At 70.5% G+C, this 19,134-nt stretch carries 18 protein-coding genes; 13 read left to right on the top strand and 5 right to left on the bottom strand.

Features of this window, described 5'->3' with window-relative positions; translation table 11 throughout:
- Positions 1–143 precede the first annotated feature (143 nt).
- Together AWC02_RS10285 and AWC02_RS10280 are read left to right on the top strand one after the other, a co-directional pair.
- A complete protein-coding gene (locus AWC02_RS10285; RefSeq protein ID WP_085128685.1) occupies positions 144–638 on the top strand; it encodes a polyadenylate-specific 3'-exoribonuclease AS in 495 nt (164 codons plus the stop codon).
- 34 nt (positions 639–672) lie between these two features.
- Positions 673–2,070, top strand: a complete 1,398-nt coding sequence (locus AWC02_RS10280; protein ID WP_085128680.1) for a class II 3-deoxy-7-phosphoheptulonate synthase — start codon at positions 673–675, stop codon at positions 2,068–2,070.
- Between the two features lie 19 nt (positions 2,071–2,089).
- Here AWC02_RS10280 and AWC02_RS10275 read toward each other — a convergent pair whose 3' ends face one another.
- Entirely contained in the window at positions 2,090–3,271 is a 1,182-nt protein-coding gene (locus AWC02_RS10275) for a protein kinase domain-containing protein (protein ID WP_419179233.1), read from the bottom strand.
- A 54-nt stretch (positions 3,272–3,325) separates the two neighbouring features.
- Between AWC02_RS10275 and AWC02_RS10270 the strand changes: the two genes are divergently transcribed.
- Positions 3,326–3,730, top strand: coding sequence for an Rv2175c family DNA-binding protein (locus AWC02_RS10270; protein WP_085128679.1), 405 nt, complete (start codon positions 3,326–3,328; stop codon positions 3,728–3,730).
- Between the two features lie 2 nt (positions 3,731–3,732).
- On the opposite strand, the gene AWC02_RS10265 is transcribed toward AWC02_RS10270, so the two are convergent.
- Both AWC02_RS10265 and idsA2 read right to left on the bottom strand, forming a co-directional pair.
- Positions 3,733–5,253: an alpha-(1->6)-mannopyranosyltransferase A gene (locus AWC02_RS10265; RefSeq protein WP_085128678.1), complete on the bottom strand. Its 1,521-nt coding sequence runs from the start codon at positions 5,251–5,253 to the stop codon at positions 3,733–3,735.
- A 16-nt stretch (positions 5,254–5,269) separates the two neighbouring features.
- Positions 5,270–6,319, bottom strand: a complete 1,050-nt coding sequence (idsA2, locus tag AWC02_RS10260) for a bifunctional (2E,6E)-farnesyl/geranyl diphosphate synthase (protein WP_207568036.1) — start codon at positions 6,317–6,319, stop codon at positions 5,270–5,272.
- A gap of 218 nt (positions 6,320–6,537) precedes the next feature.
- Between idsA2 and AWC02_RS10255 the strand changes: the two genes are divergently transcribed.
- Entirely contained in the window at positions 6,538–7,431 is an 894-nt protein-coding gene (locus tag AWC02_RS10255) for a mycobacterial-type methylenetetrahydrofolate reductase (protein WP_085128676.1), read from the top strand.
- 11 nt (positions 7,432–7,442) lie between these two features.
- On the opposite strand, the gene AWC02_RS10250 is transcribed toward AWC02_RS10255, so the two are convergent.
- Together AWC02_RS10250 and AWC02_RS10245 are read right to left on the bottom strand one after the other, a co-directional pair.
- On the bottom strand, positions 7,443–8,171 hold the full coding sequence (locus AWC02_RS10250) for an LppM family (lipo)protein (RefSeq protein ID WP_109560960.1): 729 nt from the start codon (positions 8,169–8,171) through the stop codon (positions 7,443–7,445).
- A gap of 57 nt (positions 8,172–8,228) precedes the next feature.
- The gene (locus AWC02_RS10245) at positions 8,229–8,858 is read right to left on the bottom strand and encodes a GNAT family N-acetyltransferase (RefSeq protein WP_085128674.1); all 630 of its coding nucleotides are present in this window, start codon (positions 8,856–8,858) and stop codon (positions 8,229–8,231) included.
- Between the two features lie 212 nt (positions 8,859–9,070).
- Here AWC02_RS10245 and AWC02_RS10240 point away from each other — a divergent pair, with 212 nt between their 5' ends.
- From AWC02_RS10240 to mraY, 9 genes are all read left to right on the top strand, one after another.
- A complete protein-coding gene (locus AWC02_RS10240) occupies positions 9,071–9,472 on the top strand; it encodes a DUF3040 domain-containing protein (RefSeq protein ID WP_085128673.1) in 402 nt (133 codons plus the stop codon).
- Between the two features lie 310 nt (positions 9,473–9,782).
- The gene (gene mraZ, locus AWC02_RS10235) at positions 9,783–10,214 is read left to right on the top strand and encodes a division/cell wall cluster transcriptional repressor MraZ (protein ID WP_046316461.1); all 432 of its coding nucleotides are present in this window, start codon (positions 9,783–9,785) and stop codon (positions 10,212–10,214) included.
- Positions 10,189–11,364, top strand: a complete 1,176-nt coding sequence (gene rsmH / locus AWC02_RS10230) for a 16S rRNA (cytosine(1402)-N(4))-methyltransferase RsmH (RefSeq protein ID WP_085128672.1) — start codon at positions 10,189–10,191, stop codon at positions 11,362–11,364. Before mraZ ends, rsmH begins: the two co-directional genes overlap by 26 nt.
- Positions 11,364–12,455 (top strand): cell division protein FtsL, encoded by a 1,092-nt coding sequence (gene ftsL, locus AWC02_RS22550; protein WP_085128671.1) that lies wholly within the window; start codon positions 11,364–11,366, stop codon positions 12,453–12,455. Before rsmH ends, ftsL begins: the two co-directional genes overlap by 1 nt.
- On the top strand, positions 12,452–14,452 hold the full coding sequence (locus AWC02_RS10220) for a peptidoglycan D,D-transpeptidase FtsI family protein (protein WP_085128670.1): 2,001 nt from the start codon (positions 12,452–12,454) through the stop codon (positions 14,450–14,452). The genes ftsL and AWC02_RS10220 overlap by 4 nt, the downstream gene beginning before the upstream one ends.
- Before the next feature lie 140 nt (positions 14,453–14,592).
- Positions 14,593–14,838 carry a hypothetical protein gene (locus AWC02_RS21615; protein WP_133055622.1) on the top strand — a complete coding sequence of 82 codons (246 nt, stop codon included), beginning with the start codon at positions 14,593–14,595 and terminating at the stop codon, positions 14,836–14,838.
- Between the two features lie 142 nt (positions 14,839–14,980).
- A complete protein-coding gene (locus AWC02_RS10215; protein WP_109560959.1) occupies positions 14,981–16,528 on the top strand; it encodes a UDP-N-acetylmuramoyl-L-alanyl-D-glutamate--2,6-diaminopimelate ligase in 1,548 nt (515 codons plus the stop codon).
- The gene (locus AWC02_RS10210) at positions 16,525–18,057 is read left to right on the top strand and encodes a UDP-N-acetylmuramoyl-tripeptide--D-alanyl-D-alanine ligase (protein WP_085128668.1); all 1,533 of its coding nucleotides are present in this window, start codon (positions 16,525–16,527) and stop codon (positions 18,055–18,057) included. Before AWC02_RS10215 ends, AWC02_RS10210 begins: the two co-directional genes overlap by 4 nt.
- Positions 18,054–19,133, top strand: coding sequence for a phospho-N-acetylmuramoyl-pentapeptide-transferase (gene mraY / locus AWC02_RS10205; RefSeq protein WP_085128667.1), 1,080 nt, complete (start codon positions 18,054–18,056; stop codon positions 19,131–19,133). Before AWC02_RS10210 ends, mraY begins: the two co-directional genes overlap by 4 nt.
- The last annotated feature ends 1 nt before the right edge of the window (position 19,134 follow it).

The raw sequence follows: 19,134 nt of genomic DNA, 5'->3' as shown, positions 1-19,134 counted from the left end.
CTGCACGGGGGCGGCGCCGCCCGTCCGCCCGCCCGGCCGGCGCCGCCCCCGTGGCCCCGGAGCCGGCCCGGTCCGGCGTCGGAGGCGTCGGCGCCCACCCGGCCATACGTGGTCCCGCGGATGCCCCGGCAGGGCGGACCGTGGTGACGAGGTATTTCTACGACACCGAGTTCATCGAGGACGGCCGCACCATCGAGTTGATCTCGATCGGCGTGGTCGCCGAGGACGGGCGGGAGTACTACGCGGTCTCCACCGAGTTCGACCCGGATCGTGCGGGGCCGTGGGTGCGTTCGCATGTGCTGCCGAAGCTGCCGTCGCCGGCTTCGAAGGCGTGGCGCTCGCGCAGCCGGATCCGCGCCGACTTGGAGGAGTTCCTGGGCGTCGAGCGGGGGGACCCGATCGAGTTGTGGGCCTGGGTCGGCGCCTATGACCATGTGGTGCTCTGCCAGCTGTGGGGCACCATGCCCGACCTGCCGGCGCCGATTCCGCGTTTCACCCACGAGCTGCGCCAGCTGTGGGAGGACCGGGGCCGGCCGCGGCTGCCACCTCGGTCGGCGGGCAGTCACGACGCGCTGGTGGACGCCCGCGATCAGCTGCGCCGTTTCCAGGTGATCACAGCGGCCGACGAACTGGCCTGATCAGGGAGGGTCGGCGCCCCGCTACCATGGTCGGGTGAACTGGACTGTTGACGTACCCATCGACCAGCTGCCGGCGTTGCCGCCGCTGCCCGCGGATCTGCGCGAGCGCCTCGACGCCGCGCTGGCCCGGCCGGCCGTCCAACAGCCGAGCTGGCCCGCCGACCAGGCCAAGGCCATGCGCACGGTGTTGGAGAGCGTGCCGCCTATCACGGTGGCGTCCGAGATCGAGCGCCTCAAGGCGTTGCTGGCTCAGGTCGCCCGCGGGGAGGCCTTCCTGCTGCAGGGCGGCGACTGCGCCGAGACCTTCACCGATAACACCGAGCCGCACATCAAGGCGAACATCCGCACCCTGCTGCAGATGGCCGTGGTGCTCACCTACGGGGCCAGCATGCCGGTGGTCAAGGTGGCCCGGATCGCCGGTCAGTACGCCAAGCCGCGGTCGGCCGACATCGACGCGCTGGGCCTGAAGTCCTACCGCGGCGACATGGTGAACGGCCTGGCCGCCGATGCCGAGGTGCGTGAGCACGACCCGTCGCGGTTGGTGCGGGCCTACGCCAATGCCAGCGCCGCGATGAACCTGGTGCGGGCGCTGACGTCGTCGGGCCTGGCCTCGCTGGAGTTGGTGCACGACTGGAACCGCGAGTTCGTCCGCACGTCGCCGGCCGGGGCTCGTTACGAGGCGCTGGCGGGCGAGATCGACCGCGGGCTGAAGTTCATGTCGGCGTGCGGGGTGGCCGACCGGGAGCTGCAGACCGCGGAGATCTACGCCAGCCACGAGGCCCTGGTGCTCGACTACGAGCGGGCCATGCTGCGGATGGGCCCGGGCGGCGCTGACGGCTCCGGTGCCCCCAAGCTCTACGACCTGTCGGCGCACTACCTGTGGATCGGGGAGCGGACTCGTCAGCTCGACGGCGCGCACGTCGGTCTGGCCGAGGTGATCGCCAACCCGATCGGCATCAAGCTGGGGCCGACGACCTCGCCGGAACTGGCGGTGGAGTACGTCGAGCGGCTCGACCCGCACAACGAGCCGGGCCGCCTGACCCTGGTCAGCCGGATGGGCAACAGCAAGGTGCGCGATCTGCTTCCGGGCATCATCGAAAAGGTCCAGGCCACCGGTCACCAGGTGATCTGGCAGTGCGACCCGATGCACGGCAACACCCATGAGGCGTCGACCGGCCACAAGACCCGCCACTTCGACCGGATCGTCGACGAGGTGCAGGGCTTCTTCGAGGTGCATCATGCGCTGGGCACCCACCCGGGCGGCATCCACCTGGAGTTCACCGGGGAGGACGTCACGGAGTGCCTCGGTGGCGCCCAAGACATTTCGGACTCGGATCTGGGCGGTCGCTACGAGACGGCGTGTGACCCGCGGCTCAACACCCAGCAGTCGCTGGAGTTGTCCTTCCTGGTCGCGGAGATGCTGCGGGGCTGAGCCGTCGGCGGGCCCGGGGTTACAGCAGCGCGCCGACGTTGTTGCCCAGCGTCCATGCCACCGCCGCGACCACGGCGTCCAGCGCGAACACCACGGCCAGCCAGATCAGCACCATCCGGCGGGCGTGCTGGCGCTCCAGCACGAATCGGCTCAGTTCGACACCGCCGAATTGCCCTGTCACGAGCTGAGATTGATCGGTTTCCTCCGGCCAGTCCTGCGGGCCCCGGGTCATGTGCAGGGTCTGGTGGCGTGGCGGCGCCGGCTGCTGCGGCGTGCGCCCGGGCGCGGCCGCGATGTGCTGGGCGGAGTTACGCGGGGCGGGTACCCGAAACGCCGGCAGCGCCAGCGCTTCGGTGAGCAGGTCTACCGCGCGGGCCATCTGCAGACCATCGGGGTAGCGGTCCTCCGGTTCCCGGGCGGTGGCCCGGGCGACCAGGTCGTCGAATTCGCCGGGCACGCCGTCGATGGCCGAACTGGGCAGCGGGACATCGTGATCCAGCCGCTGGTAGGCCACCGTCAACGCGGAGTCGCCGGCGAACGGCGTGTGGCCGGTCAACAGCTCGTAGGTGAGTACGCCGGCGCTGTAGACGTCGCTGGCGGGGCCGGCGTTTCCGTCGCGGACCTGTTCGGGGGACAGGTAGGCCGCGGTGCCCAGAATCACGTTGGTGGAGGTGATTCCCGCCGCTGCGATGGCGCGCACCAGGCCGAAGTCGACGATCTTCACGTCGCCGTCGTCGGAGATCAGGATGTTCTCCGGCTTGACGTCGCGGTGCACCAGCCCGGCCTGGTGCGCGATCCCCAGTGCCCCCAACACCGGGCGCAGTACCGCGGCGACGGCGTGCGGCGGCATCGGGCCGCGTTCGTTGAGCAGTTCGCGTAGCGTGCCGCCCTCGACGAGCTCCATCACCAGGAACGGCTGGCCGGGATCGTGAATCGTGCCGAAGCCCTGGTCGTAGACCGCCACCAGCCCCGGATCCTTGAGCCGGGCGACGGCGCGGGCCTCGAGCTGGAACCGGGCCAGGAACTGCTGGTCGCCGGCGTAGCGCAGGTCCATCACCTTCACCGCGACCGGGCGGTCGAGGCGTTCGTCCACGCCGCGGTACACCGTGGAGGTGCCGCCGGTGGCGATCCGGGCGCCCACTCGGTACCGCCCGTCGAGCAGGGTGCCCTCCAAGCTGTCGCCGCCCCAGGTGGAAGTCACCTGGCAATGGTATGTGTGCGTCGGCGGCCGGTCCGGCGGTTCTAAACTCGTGTCGTGAGCAGCATTCCGGCCTCCGATGACGTCCTCGATCCCGACGAACCGACTTTCGACCTGCCGACGGTGGCCGAGATGCTCGGGGTGCCGGTCACCAAAGTGCACCAGTACCTGCGCGACAACCATCTGGTCGCGGTGCGGCGAAACGGTGTGCTGCTGGTTCCGCAGGTGTTCTTCACCGCTGACGGGGACGTGGTCAAGAGCCTGCCCGGGCTGTTGGCGCTGCTGCACGACGGCGGCTACCAGCAGACCGAGATCGTGCGGTGGCTGTTCACCCCGGATGCGTCGTTGTCGTTGACCCGCGACGGCGTGCGGGAACCGGTGGCAAACGCCCGCCCCATCGATGCGCTGCACGCCCACCAGGCCCGCGAGGTGATGCGGCGGGCCCAGGCCATGGCCTACTGAGCTCAGCCGCCCTCAGGCGTTTGGGCCGGCGCTTTGGACAGTCGGTGCCAGGCGTAGACGGCGCAGCCCGTCGCGCCGATCACGTGCAGCCAGGTGTACATGCCGTGGGAGCCGTCGGGTTTGAAGATCACCATGATCCAGGTCGAGGCCGCCGCGATCGCGGCGATGGAGGTCGGTGAGCGCACCAGGGTGGCGGCCACCGCCAGCGGCCAGGTGTAGTACCAGGGCAGGGCGGCCGGCACGAACAGCACGACCACCAGCATGGCCCAGGCGATGCCGGCGATCGCGCTGCGATCGTCACGCCGCGCTCGCCACCACAGCACCGGCAGGATCAGTGCGATCACCACGACCCCGCTGATCCGGGTGATGTGCAAGACGGCATAGAAGTTGACGGGGGCGACCAGTCCGCCGATGGCGTGGATCAGGTTGGCGGCCGCCGTGGGCACGGTCAGCCAGTTGATGATCTTGACGTTGCCGGCCAGCAGTGCGGTCAGCCAGCCCAAACCGACTCCGGCCAGGGCCGACAGCACGGTGAACACGGCGACAACGCTGATTGTCGAGGCTGCCGCCGCGGTGGCGAACGCCGGGAGCGTCGGGTAGCCGCGCTGTTCGCGCAGGCGGCGCATCCAGACCCACACCAGAAACGGCAGGGCGATCGCGGCGGTCGCCTTCACCGCCGCGGCCAGTGCCACCACCGTTATCCCCGCCAGGTGCCGGCGCTCCAGTGTCAGCGCGATACCCGCCATCACCAGGCCGACCATCAGCATCTCGTTGTGCACCCCACCCATCAGGTGGATGATCACCAACGGGTTGAGCACCGCCAGATACAGCGCCGCGGGGGCGCTGCCGCCGACCCGGGCGGCCACCCGGGGCGCGGCCCAGATCAGCAGCGCCAGCCCGGGCAGCATGCACAGTCGCAGCACCATGGTGCCGGCCACCACATTGTTGCCCACCAGCATCGTGACGAGCTTGGCGATCAGGATGAACGCGGGCCCGTACGGCGCCGTCGTCGCCGCCCAGATCGGGCTGACGTCGTCGAGCAGCGGGTTGGGATTTTCCACCGGCCCCACTTGGTACGGGTCGAAGCCATCGCGCAGCAGGGCGCCTTGGGCCAGGTAGGAGTAGGTGTCGCGGCTGAACACCGGCACCGACAGCAGCAGGGGAGCCAGCCAGAAGCCCGTGGTGGCGATCAACGTGTAGGTGCTGACGGCACCGTCGATCACCCGCCGGCCCAAGCCGAGCCAGGCCGCGAGCATCACCGCGACCCCGGCCCACAACAGCACCGACGACAGCACCAGGCCGTGACCGAACCGCAGCCACGACAGGTGCAGGGAGTCCAGGAGGGGATCCTGGATCCGGGTGCTGCCGGCGCCCAGCCCGCCCAGGGTGATCAGCAGTGCACCCAGGCATCCGGTCCACGCGGCGCCTGCCTGCCGGCTCGCGGCGAACTGCCGCAGGCCCGCAAGACCGCGCGCGGTGTCGCTGGGCGCGCTGGGGACCGGTGAGGTGGTGGGATTGGGCATCGGTGCTCCGGGATCTTCAGGCGGACCGGTCGGCTACCCGGCGAGCCAGGTCGGTCAGTCCGGCTTTGGCGACCTCGTCGATGGGTGCGCCCGCCAGCGCGGTCAGGGCACGGCGGATCAGCAGGTCAATACGGTCTTCGACGGCGGCAAGGGCGCCCACCGCCTCGATGGTGTCGCACAGTTCGCGGACCTGCGCATCGGTCAGGGCGGTGCCGATCGCGCTGCGCAACCGGTCGGCCGCCGCGGGGTCCGACTTGTCGGCCAGTTCCACGGCCTCGGCCAGCAGGACGGTGCGCTTGCCCGAGCGCAGGTCGTCGCCGGAGGGCTTGCCGGTCACCGCCGGATCGCCGAACACCCCCAGCACGTCGTCGCGCAGCTGGAACGCCACGCCCAGGTCGGTGCCGATCTCGCCGAACAGTGTCTGGATATCGGGCCGGTCGGCTGCCGCGGCGGCGCCCAGTTGCAGGGGGCGCACCACCGTGTAGGAGGCGGTCTTGTAGGTGTTGACGCGCATGGCCGAGGCGATCGAGTCCACGCCGCTGGATTCGGCGGCGATGTCGAGGTACTGGCCGCCCAGCACTTCGGTGCGGATGTCCGACCAGACCCGCCGCACGCGGCGCCGGGCGTCGTCGGGCAGATCGGCGTCGGCGACGATGTCGTCGGCCCACACCAGGGCCAGGTCGCCGAGCAGGATGGCGGCCGATATCCCGAACTGGTCGGCCGAGCCGCGCCAGCCGCGGGCGCGATGCAGCTCGGCGAACTTGCGGTGTGTGGTCGGATTGCCGCGGCGGGTCGCCGAGGCGTCGATCACGTCGTCGTGCACCAGCGCGCAGGCGTGCAGCAGTTCCAGTGCCGAGAACAGCAGCAGTTCGCGGTCGCCGGCGTCGCGGCCGGTGATGGCGCGCCAGCCCCAGTAGGCGAAGGCCGGACGCAGCCGTTTGCCGCCGTCGAGCACGAAGTCCTCGAGGCCGGTGATCAGGTCCTGGTAGTCGTCACCGATATAAGCTGTCTCGGTACGCCGCGTGCGCAGGTGGGTGCGCAGCTGTTCGGTCACGGCGCCGGCCAGCGCTGCGGCCGACGGTGTAGTCGTTGCCTTGGATGTCAGCTCGGCGTCCCTTTCTGCGCTGCCCCGGGCGGGAACCCCCAGCCTGGGCCCAGCGTAGAGTGTGCCACCACGCCCGGGGGGGACTCAGGCCGGTGGCGGCCGACGGCGGCCAAGACCGCCGGCCCGCGCCCTGTGGCACTGTTGACGTCTGCGGACCGTCTTTCATGAGGAGCTACCACGTGACCTTGAACACCGTCGCACTCGAACTTGTCCCACCGAACGTGGAACGGGGTCCCGAGCAGACGATCGAGGAGGCGCACAAGGTCGTGCGGTTCGCCGCCGAAACCGGGCTGCAGGGCAAGATCCGCCACATTCTGATGCCGGGGATGATCGCCGAGGAGGACGACCGTCCGATCGAGATGAAGCCCAAGCTCGACGTGCTGGACTTCTGGCAGGCGATCCGGCCCGAGCTGCCGGGCATGGCCGGGTTGTGCACCCAGGTCACCTCGTTTTCCGACGAGGCCGGCCTGCGCAGCCGGCTGCATCAGCTCACCACCGCGGGCATCGAGGGCGTGGTGTTCGTGGGCGTGCCCCGCACCATGGCCGACGGCGAGGGCTCGGGAGTGCCACCGACCGATGCGCTGGCGATGTTCCGCGAGGACGTGTCCAACCGCGGCGCGATCCTGATCCCGACCCGGGCCGACGAGCTCGGCCGGTTCCGTTTCAAGTGCGAGCGCGGGGCGACCTTCGCGCTGACTCAGTTGCTGTACTCCGATGCGATCGTGTCGTTCCTCACCGAGTTCGCCAAGCACAGCGATGCCCGGCCGGAGATCCTGTTGTCGTTCGGCTTTGTCCCCACGGTCGAGAACCGGGTCGGTCTGATCAACTGGCTGATTCAAGATCCCGGCAACCCGGCGGTGGCCGCCGAACAGGCGTTCGTCAAGACGCTCTCGGACAGCGAACCCGAACAGCGGCGCAAGCTGATGCTGGATCTGTACAAACGGGTGATCGACGGCGTCGCGGACCTGGGCTTCCCGTTGAGCATCCATCTGGAGGCGACCTACGGGGTGTCGGCGGCGGCGTTTCGGACCTTTGCGCAGATGCTCGACTACTGGTCACCCGGGCCGAGCTGAGCGGCGCCGCCTCAGACGCCGGCGTCGTCGGGCGAACGGAACCGCGGTGAGCGGTCCCGGCCCTGCCACGCCATCAGCGCGACCAGGCCTGCCGCGGCGAACGTCGACAGGGTCAGCCACAGGGCGGCGTGGACGAACGAGCGAGTGCTGGGGTCGGTGTAGCGGGCCTGGGCGCTCATGGTGCTCACCACACCCGGCTTGAGTTTCCAGCGCACCATGTCGCCGCCGAGGCGGTCGCCGTTGGTGGAGGTCACCTCGCCCGGGAACGCCACGCTCAGCTCGACGTCGGCCTCGGGGTCTTCCAGGGTGGTCAGATCGACGCGGCCCTCCAGGATCACCAGATTGCCGGCGCGACGCAGCGACAGGTCCACCCCGGCGGCGTCGCGATGCATACCCGCCAGCTGCGGCAGTTCGGCGAACGTCAGATCGGAGAACATCGCCTGGGAGCCGACGTAGCCGTCCCGGTTGTAGTTGGAGATCGCGACTTTTTGGGGGAACGGCACGTCGGCGCTGAGCTTGGGACCGGCGTCGTTGTCGTTGCGGGGCTTGGCCGCCACGATCAGCTGGCCGGAGACCTGGTCGTCGGGCGAGACGGTGATGCTGGCGCGGATGCGCACGCATCCGGCCAGGGGAACCGTGATCAACAGCAGCGCCACCAGGGCTGTCAGCCGGCGGTAGGTGCCGAACCGTCGGGCCCGGCCTGGAACGCGGACCCGCCAAAGCGATCGCCGAAGATGCACGAGGTCATCGTGCCAGACCGGGGGCCCGGTGCGGTGATGACGCGGCAGGTAGGGCCGCTATAACGGCAGCGGCCGGCCCAGGATGGCGAAGGGTCGGGGATCGCCGGCGAAGTGGTGCCCGCGCATGACGTCGGTGAAGCCCAGCCGGCGGTACAACCGCCAGGCGCGATTGCTCTCACCGCTTGTCTCCGGGGTGGACAGCAGCACGTTGGCCTCGGGACGTCCGCTCAGCAGGCGCCGCAGCAGGGCCTCGCCCAGGCCGCCACCCTGCGCCCGCGGCGTCACGTGCAGTTCGGTCAGCTCGAAGTAACTGGTCATCAGGCGGATGATCTCCGACCGGGGCAGGCCGCGGCGCTGCAGACCCAGCACCACCTGCTGCTGCCACCACTGGTCGGGGGCGCCGCAGTAGCCGTACGCCACCCCCAGCAGTTCGGCGCTGCGCGACACCGACGCCGGCGAGCCGGGGTGCCCGTTGCCGGCGGCTACCGGGTTGGCTTCGCCCGGGTCGCCGTCGTCGAAGGCCGCCACCGCACGCCACCCCGTGCGGCGCGTGTGGTCGAGCCACATGGCGGCCCGTTGACCCTCGGTGCCCGGCGGGTAGCCCATCGCGGTGACATAGACGTGCAGTGCCTCGCCGAGGCGGTCTGCCATCTCTCTCGGCGACATGTCGACCAGGAAGGTGACCACAGGGCAGGTTCCTTTCCCGTGTCGGCGAGGTTGCGTTCCTATTATCCGGTTTCGTCCTGCGGCGACGGCGGTTGTGGATCGACAACTTCGGACCGGGGCTACAATCGGCTGGTGAAGCCTGTGGTACGGCACGGGCACACCTCGTATCATCAGTGTTATGCCCGCATCAGGCGTGGGCAGTGATGTGAGCGGCCGTCGGCAAGGAGGGACGAATGCCACTCTCCGACCATGAGCAGCGCATGCTCGATGAGATCGAGAGCGCTCTCTACGCCGAGGACCCCAAATTCGCGTCCAGTGTTCGCGGCGGCGCCCTGCGTACCCCCACCACCCGTCGACGGGTGCAGGGGATGGCGCTGTTCGTGATCGGTCTGGTGCTGCTGGTCTCCGGTATCCCGATTTACGCGACCACGGTCAATCCCGGATTCCTGATCCTGAGCGTGCTGGGATTCGTGGTCATGTTCGGCGGGGTGGTGTTCGCCATCACCGGCAACCACGCGGCCCCCGGGCTGGACACCGCCAAGGCGGGCGGCGCCGCACAGCGGCGGGTCAAGGGCTCCAGCGGCACGTTCGCCAGCCGGATGGAAGATCGTTTCCGTCGCCGGTTCGAACCCTAGGCCGGGCTTCTAGACACACCGAAGATCTCAAAGGGCAGCCGATCGGCTGCCCTTTCTTCGTTGGGGGGCACGCGCCCTGCCCGCGCTCCCGGTGGGGCGCGGTGGGGAGTGCGCCCCACCATGCCCCACTTTGCCTCCATCTGCCGTGAGCTGGCCTTTTCGTGTCCTTCTGGGGCTGATTGGGCCCGTTTGGCTGGCCTCCGGGCGCAACTGGTGGGGCAGAGGGGGGAATCGAACCCCTGAAATGGTGCAGAGTGGGGGAATGTGGGGTATCGTGGGCTGACGACGACGACCGGGCGGGAGGTAGCCGATGTTCCTCGGCACCTACACGCCCAAGCTCGACGACAAGGGGCGGCTGACACTGCCCGCGAAGTTTCGTGATGCGCTGGCAGGAGGGTTGATGGTCACCAAGAGTCAGGACCACAGCCTGGCCGTGTATCCCCGTGCGGAGTTCGAGCAGTTGGCCCGCCGGGCGGCGAAGGCTTCGCGCAGCAACCCGGACGCGCGGGCCTTCCTGCGCAACCTGGCCGCCGCCACCGACGAGCAGCACCCCGACGCCCAGGGCCGGATCACCTTGTCGCCCGACCACCGCCGCTACGCGAACCTTTCCAAGGAGTGTGTGGTCATCGGCTCGGTCGACTACCTGGAGATCTGGGACGCGCAGGCCTGGAGCGACTACCAGCAGTTGCACGAAGAGAACTTCTCCGCGGCCAGCGATGAAGCACTCAGCGACATCATCTGAGGCGCACGCCCGTGCCTCGTGGCCTCTGTCCGAACCGACCCTGACGTACTTCCCCAACGTCAGGTTCGCGCCGTCGGGCAGGGACCTCGAGGCAAGGGCGGCCGACCGCGCATTTCACGGGCCGCAACGGGGAGGTGCTGCTGTGGCCGAACAGGGCGAATTCGGACACGTGCCGGTTCTGCTGGAGCGCAGCGTGCAGCTGCTGGCGCCAGCCCTGACCAGGCAGTCGGCCGACGGCGACGGCGCCACCCTGGTCGACGCCACGCTGGGAGCCGGCGGGCACACCGAGCGGTTTCTCACCGAGTTCCCCGGCCTGCACGTCATCGGGCTCGACCGTGACACCACCGCACTGTCCATCGCGGGCGCGCGGCTGGCCAGATTCTCCGATCGCCTCACCATGGTGCACACCCGCTACGACGGAATCGCCGCGGCGCTGGCCGAATCGGGACTGGCCCCCACCGGATCGGTGGACGCGGTGTTGTTCGACCTCGGGGTGTCCTCGATGCAGCTCGACCGGGCCGAACGCGGATTCTCCTACGCCCAGGACGCGCCGTTGGACATGCGGATGGACCCGGACAGCGACCTGACCGCCGCCGACATCGTGAACACCTACGACGCCGCGGCGCTCACCGACATTCTGCGCCGGTACGGCGAGGAGCGCTTTGCGGCGCGGATCGCCTCCCTCATCGTGCGTCGCCGGGCCCAGACGCCGTTCACCTCGACCGGGCAACTGACGGAGCTGCTCTACGAGGCGATCCCGGCACCGGCGCGGCGAACCGGCGGGCATCCGGCCAAGCGCACGTTTCAGGCGTTGCGGATCGCGGTCAACGGCGAGCTGGACTCGCTGCGGGCCGCGCTCCCGGCGGCGCTGGACGCGCTGGCGGTAGGCGGACGGGTGGCGGTGATGGCCTACCAGTCGTTGGAGGACCGCATCGTCAAACAGCTGTTCGCCGCGGCGACGGCGTCGCGCACGCCGGTCGGCCTGCCGGTCGAATTGCCGGGTGACGAACCGAAATTCATCAGTCTGACCAGGGGCGCCGAGCGGGCCGAGGCCGATGAGGTCGAGCGCAACCCGCGGGCGGGGTCGGTGCGGCTACGTGCCGTCGAGCGCGTGCAGTCCGGGCCGATCGTGGCATCGAGGGGGAAGTGATGGCGACCAAGCGCACCGCGGGGGCACGGCAGGCTGACCGCGGCCCCGCTCCCGAGGGCACGCCCCGCACCGGCGCGCGCCGGGCTGGCGAGGCGGCGCAGTCCCGGGGCCCGCGCCGGCAGCGCGGGACCGCGCCCGCACCGGGCCGGGAGTCGCGACCGCGCACCGGCCCGCAGCGGGCAGCATCGCTGCGCCCCGATGCCCGGCCGGTTCCGCCGAAGAACACCAAGCAGGCCAAGGCCCGCGCCAAGGCGCGAAAGGCCAAAGCCCCCAAGGTGGTCCGCGTACCGCTGCGGGAACGGCTCATCGCCCGGTTGGCCTCGGTCGACCTGCGGCCCCGCACCCTGGCGGCCAAGGTTCCGTTCGTGGTGCTGGTCATCGGTGCGCTGGGCATCGGGCTGGGAATCACGCTGTGGCTCTCGACAGACGCCGCCGAGCGCTCCTACGAGTTGGGCAACATCCGGGAGCGCAACCGGGTGCTGTTGTTGCAGAAGGAAGCACTCGAGCGCGACGTCCTCACGGCCGAGTCGGCGCCCGCGCTGGCCGAGGCCGCGCGCGAACTGGGCATGATCCCCAGCCGCGACACCGCGCATCTGGTTCAGGACCCGGTCGGCAACTGGGTGGTCGTCGGCGTGCCGAAGCCTGCTGAGGGGGCGCCGCCGCCGCCGCTGAACGTCAAGTTGCCCGACGACACGGCGCCGCCGGCCGAGGTGCCGGTACGGCTGCCCTTCACCGAGCCCAAGCCGGACAGTCGCCATCTGCGCGGCGGGTTCCCGCCTGCTGCGGTGACTCCCGGTGCGCCGCTGACCATTCCGGGCCTGCCCGGCGCGCCCGGTACGCCGGTCCGCGGACCGTTGCCCGGGCCCAGCGCGCAGGAGATGCCGCACCTGTCGACACCGGCTGTCCCGACCGCCGGTGTCCCGCCCGTGCTGCTGCCGCCCGGCACAGCGGTCCCGCCCGAGACGGTGGTGCCGCTGGAGCGCCCGGTTGCGCCGACGGTCGTACCGCCGGCCGGGGCGGGGGTGCCGCCGCTGCCCGCGCTGGCACCGGAACGCGTGGTGGCCCCGGTGAGCACCGGAGTCGTGCGGTGAAACGGGCCGCGCGGGGGAGCGGCCCGGCACGTCGTGACGAAGGTCCGGCCACGGCCGGCAAGCGAAAGGCCCGCCGTGCGGCCACCGCCAAAGCAGGCAAGGCCGCCAAAGCCGGCAAGGACACCAAAGTGGCTCCGGCGACCGAGCATTCGGCTCACGAACGCCGGACCCGCCCGGCCGCCGAACTGGGCGTGCGCAGTGCGTCGTTCGTCTTCCGGCACCGCGTCGGCAACGTGGTCATCTTCCTGGTGCTGGCGTTGTCGGCGGCCCAGCTGTTCTCCCTGCAGGTTCCTCGTGCGTCCGGGCTGCGGGCCGAGGCCGCCGGGCAACTCAAGGTCACCGACGTTCAGCAGGCGTTGCGCGGCGACATCATCGACCGCACCGGGGACAAGCTCGCGTTCACCATCGAGGCCCGCGCGTTGTCCTTCCAGCCGGCCAAGATCCGCAAGCAGCTCGCCGAAGCCAAGAAGAAGGACCCGTCGGCCCCCGATCCCGAACTGCGCCTGCAGGAGATCGCCAAAGAGGTCTCCCAGCGACTCGGCAACAAGCCCGACGCCGCCGCGTTGCTCAAGAAGCTGCGCAGCGACGAAACCTTCGTGTACCTGGCTCGGGCCGTCGACCCCGCGGTGGCCGAGGTGATCACCGAGAAATGCCCCGAGGTCGGCAGCGAGCGCCAGGATCTGCGGCAGTATCCGGGCGGTTCCCTGGCCGCCAACATCATCGGCGGCATCGACTGGGACGGCCACGGCCTGCTGGGCCTGGAGGACTCGATGGACGCCGTGCTGGCCGGCACCGACGGGTCGATCACCTACGACCGGGGTTCGGACGGCGTGGTGATCCCGGGCAGTTACCGCAACCGCCATCGGGCGGTCAACGGGTCGACGGTCCAGCTCACCATCGACGACGACATCCAGTTCTACGTCCAGCAGCAGGTGCAGCAGGCCAAGAACCTCTCCGGCGCCCACGACGTCACGGCGGTGGTGCTCGACGCGCACTCCGGTGAGGTGCTGGCGATGGCCGGCGACAACACCTTCGACCCGTCCCAGGACATCGGCCGCCAGGAGGACCGCGAACTCGGCAACCGGGCGGTGTCGTCGCCGTTCGAGCCGGGCTCGGTCAACAAGGTCGTCACGGCCGCCTCGGTCATCGAATACGGGCTCGGTCACCCCGACGAGGTGCTGCAGGTGCCCGGCTCGATCAACGTCGCCGACGTCACCGTCCGGGACGCCTGGGAGCACGGCGTCGCGCCCTACACCATGACCGGAATCTTCGGGAAGTCCTCCAACGTCGGCACTCTGATGCTGGCGCAACGGGTGGGCCCCGAGCGCTGGTTCGACATGGTGGAGAAGTTCGGCCTGGGTCAGCGCACCGGGGTGGCCCTGCCCGGTGAGAGCGCCGGTCTGGTCCCACCGGTGGACCAATGGTCGGGCAGCTCCTTTGCCAACCTGCCGATCGGCCAGGGGCTGTCGATGACGCTGCTGCAGATGGCCGGGATGTACCAGGCGATCGCCAACGACGGCCTGCGCATCCCGCCGCGCATCATCAAGGCCACCATCGGCCCCGACGGCTCGCGCGCCGAAGAGCCCCGGCCCGAGGGCATCCGGGTGGTCTCGGAGCAGACCGCGGTAACGGTGCGCAACATGCTGCGCTCGGTGGTGCAGCGCGATCCCACCGGAGTGCAGCAGGGCACCGGTTGGCAGGCCGCGGTCGACGGCTATCAGATCGCCGGAAAGACCGGTACCGCACAGCAGATCAACCCGGCCTGCGGCTGCTACTACGACGACGTCTACTGGATCACCTTCGCCGGGATAGCCCCGGCGGACAACCCGCGCTACGTCATCGGCCTGATGATGAACAACCCCCACCGCGCCGCGGACGGCTCGCCCGGCACCTCGGCGGCACCGCTGTTCCACAACATCGCCGGCTGGCTGCTGCAGCGCCACAACGTCCCGCTGTCGCCCGACCCCGGCCCGCCCCTGGTCCTGCAGGCGATGTAGTCGTCGCGCCGCCACAGCCGATCCCTCCACTGGCATCCGTAAAGAAAGACGTGATTCCGTCTTTGGGGCGGGCTTTGGGTGGTTATCGTTCGGGCAACGCGGGTCAAAGGGCGTCCCGCGTCGAAAAGAAAGGGTCAATCATGTCCCGAAAAGCCCGTGCGATCAGTTATGCAATTCCGTGGGGCCTCGCCGCGGCGGGCGGCATCGTCGCGGTGGGGATGCTCGGCACACCCATCTCCAGTGGCCACCATGCCAGTGGCTGTTTCATGACTACGGCCGGAATCTGCGAGGAAGTGCCGGACCCGACCCAGTACGGATGTCCTCCCGGTGACTTCCAATGCATGTTCGACAAGAAGCTGAAACAGCCGCCACCTTCTGACGGCTGATCCGCGGGGCCCTGCGGCACCGGCGGTCCCGCCACGACCCGCCGCCGGCCCAAGCCCGGTCGCCTGCGCTGCGGTCACTGCCCGCCTAGGTAGTCTCAGGGCCGATCCGGACGACCCGGCCGGCAGCACAGGGAGGTGATGGCTGGTGCCTGCTCTGCGCCCCGACGCCGGTGCCGGCTCCTCGCTGCGCGCACTCGCCGCCCAGATCGGGGCGGTCGCGGTCACCGGCGACGTGGTGCCGGAGCTGCCGATCACCGGGCTGACCCTGCGCGCCCAGGACGTGCGGCCCGGCGACCTGTTCGCCGCGCTCCCGGGCGCGAGCACCCACGGTGCGCGTTTTGCGCCCGACGCGCTCGCGCGAGGTGCGGTGGCAGTGCTCTCCGACGGGGCCGGGGCCGCCATGATCGCCGAGGACGCTGTTGCGTCCGGTGCCCCGGTGCTGGTGCATCCGGCGCCTCGGGCCGTGCTCGGCGAGCTGGCCGCGCAGGTCTACGGGCATCCCTGCGAGCGGGTCACCGTCATCGGCATCACCGGGACGTCGGGCAAGACCACCACCACCTATCTGGTGGAAGCCGGACTGCGGGCCGCGGGCCGCATCGCCGGTCTGATCGGCACGGTCGGCGTCCGCATCGACGGCGCCGACCTGCCCAGCGCCCTGACCACCCCCGAGGCACCCGCGCTGCAGGCTCTGCTGGCCGCGATGGCCCAGCGCGGCGTGGACACCGCCGTCATGGAGGTCTCCAGCCATGCCCTGACGCTGGGCCGGGTCGACGGCACCCGTTTCGCGGTGGGCGCCTTCACCAATCTGTCGCGTGATCATCTGGACTTCCACCCCAGCATGGCGGACTACTTCGAGGCCAAGGCCCGGCTGTTCGACCCGGCGTCGCCCCTGCACGCGGCCCGGTCGGTGGTCTGCGTGGACGACGACGCCGGCGCGGCGATGGCGGCACGTGCGAACGCGCCGGTCACCGTCAGCACCACGGGCCGCCCGGCGGACTGGAGTGTGGAGCAGGTCCGTTCCGGCGGATCGCGCGGGCGCGAGTTCGTGGCCGTCGATCCCGCCGGGGTGCACCATCGGATCGGCATCGGGCTGCCCGGCGACTACAACATCGCCAACACCCTTGTGGCACTGGCCGTTCTCGACGCGGTGGGGGTGTCGCCGGAGCAGGCCGCACCGGGTCTGCGGGCCGCGCGGGTGCCGGGACGCATGGAGGCCATCGACCGGGGCCAGGACTTTTTGGCGCTGGTCGACTACGCGCACAAGCCCGGGGCGCTGGAGGCGGTGCTGGCGACGCTGCGCCACGAGCTGCGCGACACCTCCGGACGGCTGGCCGTGGTGTTCGGCGCGGGCGGCGACCGCGACGCCGGCAAACGCGCGCCGATGGGCCGTATCGCCGCAGACACCGCCGACCTGGTGGTCGTCACCGACGACAATCCGCGCGGCGAGGATCCCGGCGAGATCCGGCGCGCGGTTCTGGCCGGAGCTGCGCAGGGCAGCGCCGAGGTGGTCGAGATCGGCGACCGGCGGGCCGCGATCGAGCACGCGGTGGCGTGGGCGCGGCCCGGTGACGTGGTGCTGGTCGCGGGCAAGGGACACGAGTCCGGGCAGACCGCCGGCGGGCACACCGCACCGTTCGACGACCGCGTGGAGCTGGCCCAGGCGCTGGAAGCGCGCGAGGAGCACCGATGATCGCGCTGACCGTGGCACAGGTCGCCGAGATCGTCGGCGGACGGCTGGCCGACATCACCCCCGAGCAGGCCGAGCGCACCGTCGTCACCGGCACGGTGGAGTTCGATTCCCGCCGGATCACCCCGGGTTCGCTGTTCCTGGCCCTGCCCGGTGCCCGCTCCGACGGGCACGACCACGCGGCGTCGGCGGTCACCGCCGGCGCGGTGGCGGTGCTGGCGGCGCGCCCGGTCGGCGTGCCGGCCATCGTGGTCAGCCCCGGAGATTCGGCCTCCGACAGCCGATCCGGCGCCCTCGAACACGACGACGCAGCGGGATCCGGCGCCGCGGTGCTGGCCGCGCTGGCCAAACTGGCCGCCGCGGTCTCGGCCACCCTGGTCGCCGGCGGGCTGAAGATCATCGGCGTGACCGGGTCCTCGGGCAAGACCTCCACCAAGGATCTGATCGCCGCGGTGCTCGCACCGCTGGGCGAGGTGGTCGCGCCGCCCGGGTCGTTCAACAACGAGCTGGGCCATCCCTGGACGGTGCTGCGGGCCGACGAGAACACCGACTTCCTGGTGCTGGAGCTCTCGGCGCGTCATCGCGGCAACATCGCCGCGCTCGCGGCGATCGCCCCGCCGCAGATCGCGGTGGTACTCAACGTCGGGACCGCGCACCTGGGTGAGTTCGGTTCACGCGAAGCGATAGCCCAGACCAAAGCCGAACTGGTCCAAGCAGTTCCAAAATCCGGTGTGGCGATCCTCAACGTCGACGACTCCGCGGTGGCGGCGATGGCCGACCAGACCGTGGCCCGGGTGGTGCGGGTCAGCCGTTCGGCTCCGGCCGACGTCTGGGCCGGATCGGTGGTGCTCGACGAGCTGGCCCGTCCGCGGTTCACCCTGCACTTCGGGCCGGAGGATGCCGACGGCGTCGCCGTCGCGCTCGGGGTCTCCGGCGATCACCAGGTGAGCAACGCGCTGTGCGCCGCGGCGGTCGCCGGTGAATGCGGCGCCACGCCGCAACAGGTGGCCGACGCCCTGGCCGGCGCCGGACCGGCCTCGCGACACCGGATGCAGGTCAGCACCCGCGCGGACGGCGTGGTCGTGATCGACGACTCCTACAACGCCAACCCGGATTCCATGCGGGCGGCGCTGCAGGCGCTGGCCTGGATCGCCCGCACCGAGCCGGCGCCCGGTTCACCCACGCCCGCCGGCAGGCGGCGCAGCTGGGCGGTGCTCGGCGAGATGGCCGAGCTGGGCGAGGACGCGATATCTGAGCATGACCGCATCGGACGGCTCGCGGTGCGCTTAGATGTGTCTCGTCTCATTGTCGTCGGAGTTGGGAGATCGATGGGCGCGATGCTGCACGGCGCGGTCATGGAGGGTTCGTGGGGCGCCGAGGCCACTGCGGTCCCCGACGTCGATGCCGCCCTGGCCCTGTTGCGCGCCGAACTACAGGCCGGAGACGTGGTGCTGGTCAAGGCGTCGAACTCCGCCGGGCTGACTGCGCTGGCGCAGGCGCTGGCCGCCGATGACGCAGGAGAGCGCCGATGATCATGATCCTGATCGCGGCCGGTGTCGCGCTGCTGGTCGCGATCCTGCTGACCCCGGTGCTGATCCGGGTGTTCACCAAGCAGGGCTTCGGCCAGGAGATCCGCGAGGACGGCCCGGCCAGCCACCAGAGCAAGCGCGGCACTCCGTCGATGGGCGGTGTGGCCATCGTGGCCGGGATCTGGGCGGGCTACCTGACCGCCGAACTGGCCGGCCTGGTGTTCTACGGCACCGGGCCGACGGCGTCGGGGCTGCTGGTGCTGGGGCTGGCGACCGCGCTGGGCGGGGTCGGCTTCGTCGACGACATGATCAAGATCCGCCGCGCCCGCAACCTCGGGTTGAACAAGACCGCCAAGACCATCGGGCAGGTCACCGCGGCCACCCTGTTCGGTCTGCTGGTGCTGTGCTTCCGTAACAGCTCCGGCCTGACCCCGGGCAGCCTGCAACTGTCCTATGTCCGCGACATCGCCACGGTCACCCTGCCCCCCGCGTTGTTCGTGCTGTTCGTCATCGTGATCGTCAGCGCCTGGTCGAACGCGGTCAACTTCACCGACGGCCTGGACGGGCTGGCCGCCGGATCGATGGCGATGGTCAGCGCCGCCTATGTGCTGATCACCGTCATGCAGCACCGCAACGCCTGTGCGATCGCGCCCGGCGTGGGCTGCTACAACGTGCGCGACCCGCTGGACCTGGCGCTGATCGCCGCCGCCACCGCGGGTGCCTGCATCGGCTTCCTGTGGTGGAACGCCGCCCCGGCGAAGATCTTCATGGGCGACACCGGGTCGCTGGCGCTGGGCGGGGTGATCGCCGGCATGTCGATCACCACCCGCACCGAGATCCTGGCGGTGGTGCTCGGCGGGCTGTTCGTCGCCGAGATCACCTCGGTGGTCATCCAGATCGTGGCGTTCCGCAGCACCGGCCGCCGGGTGTTCCGGATGGCCCCGTTCCATCACCACTTCGAGCTGGCCGGCTGGGCCGAGACCACCGTGATCATCCGGTTCTGGCTGCTCACCGCCATTGCCTGCGGCTTGGGCGTCTCCATGTTCTATGGCGAGTGGTTCACCGTCGTAGGTGGCTGAG

The sequence above is a fragment of the Mycolicibacter engbaekii genome, assembly GCF_002101585.1.
Lineage (GTDB): Bacteria > Actinomycetota > Actinomycetes > Mycobacteriales > Mycobacteriaceae > Mycobacterium > Mycobacterium engbaekii.
This window is presented reverse-complemented; position numbering and strand designations above follow the sequence as displayed.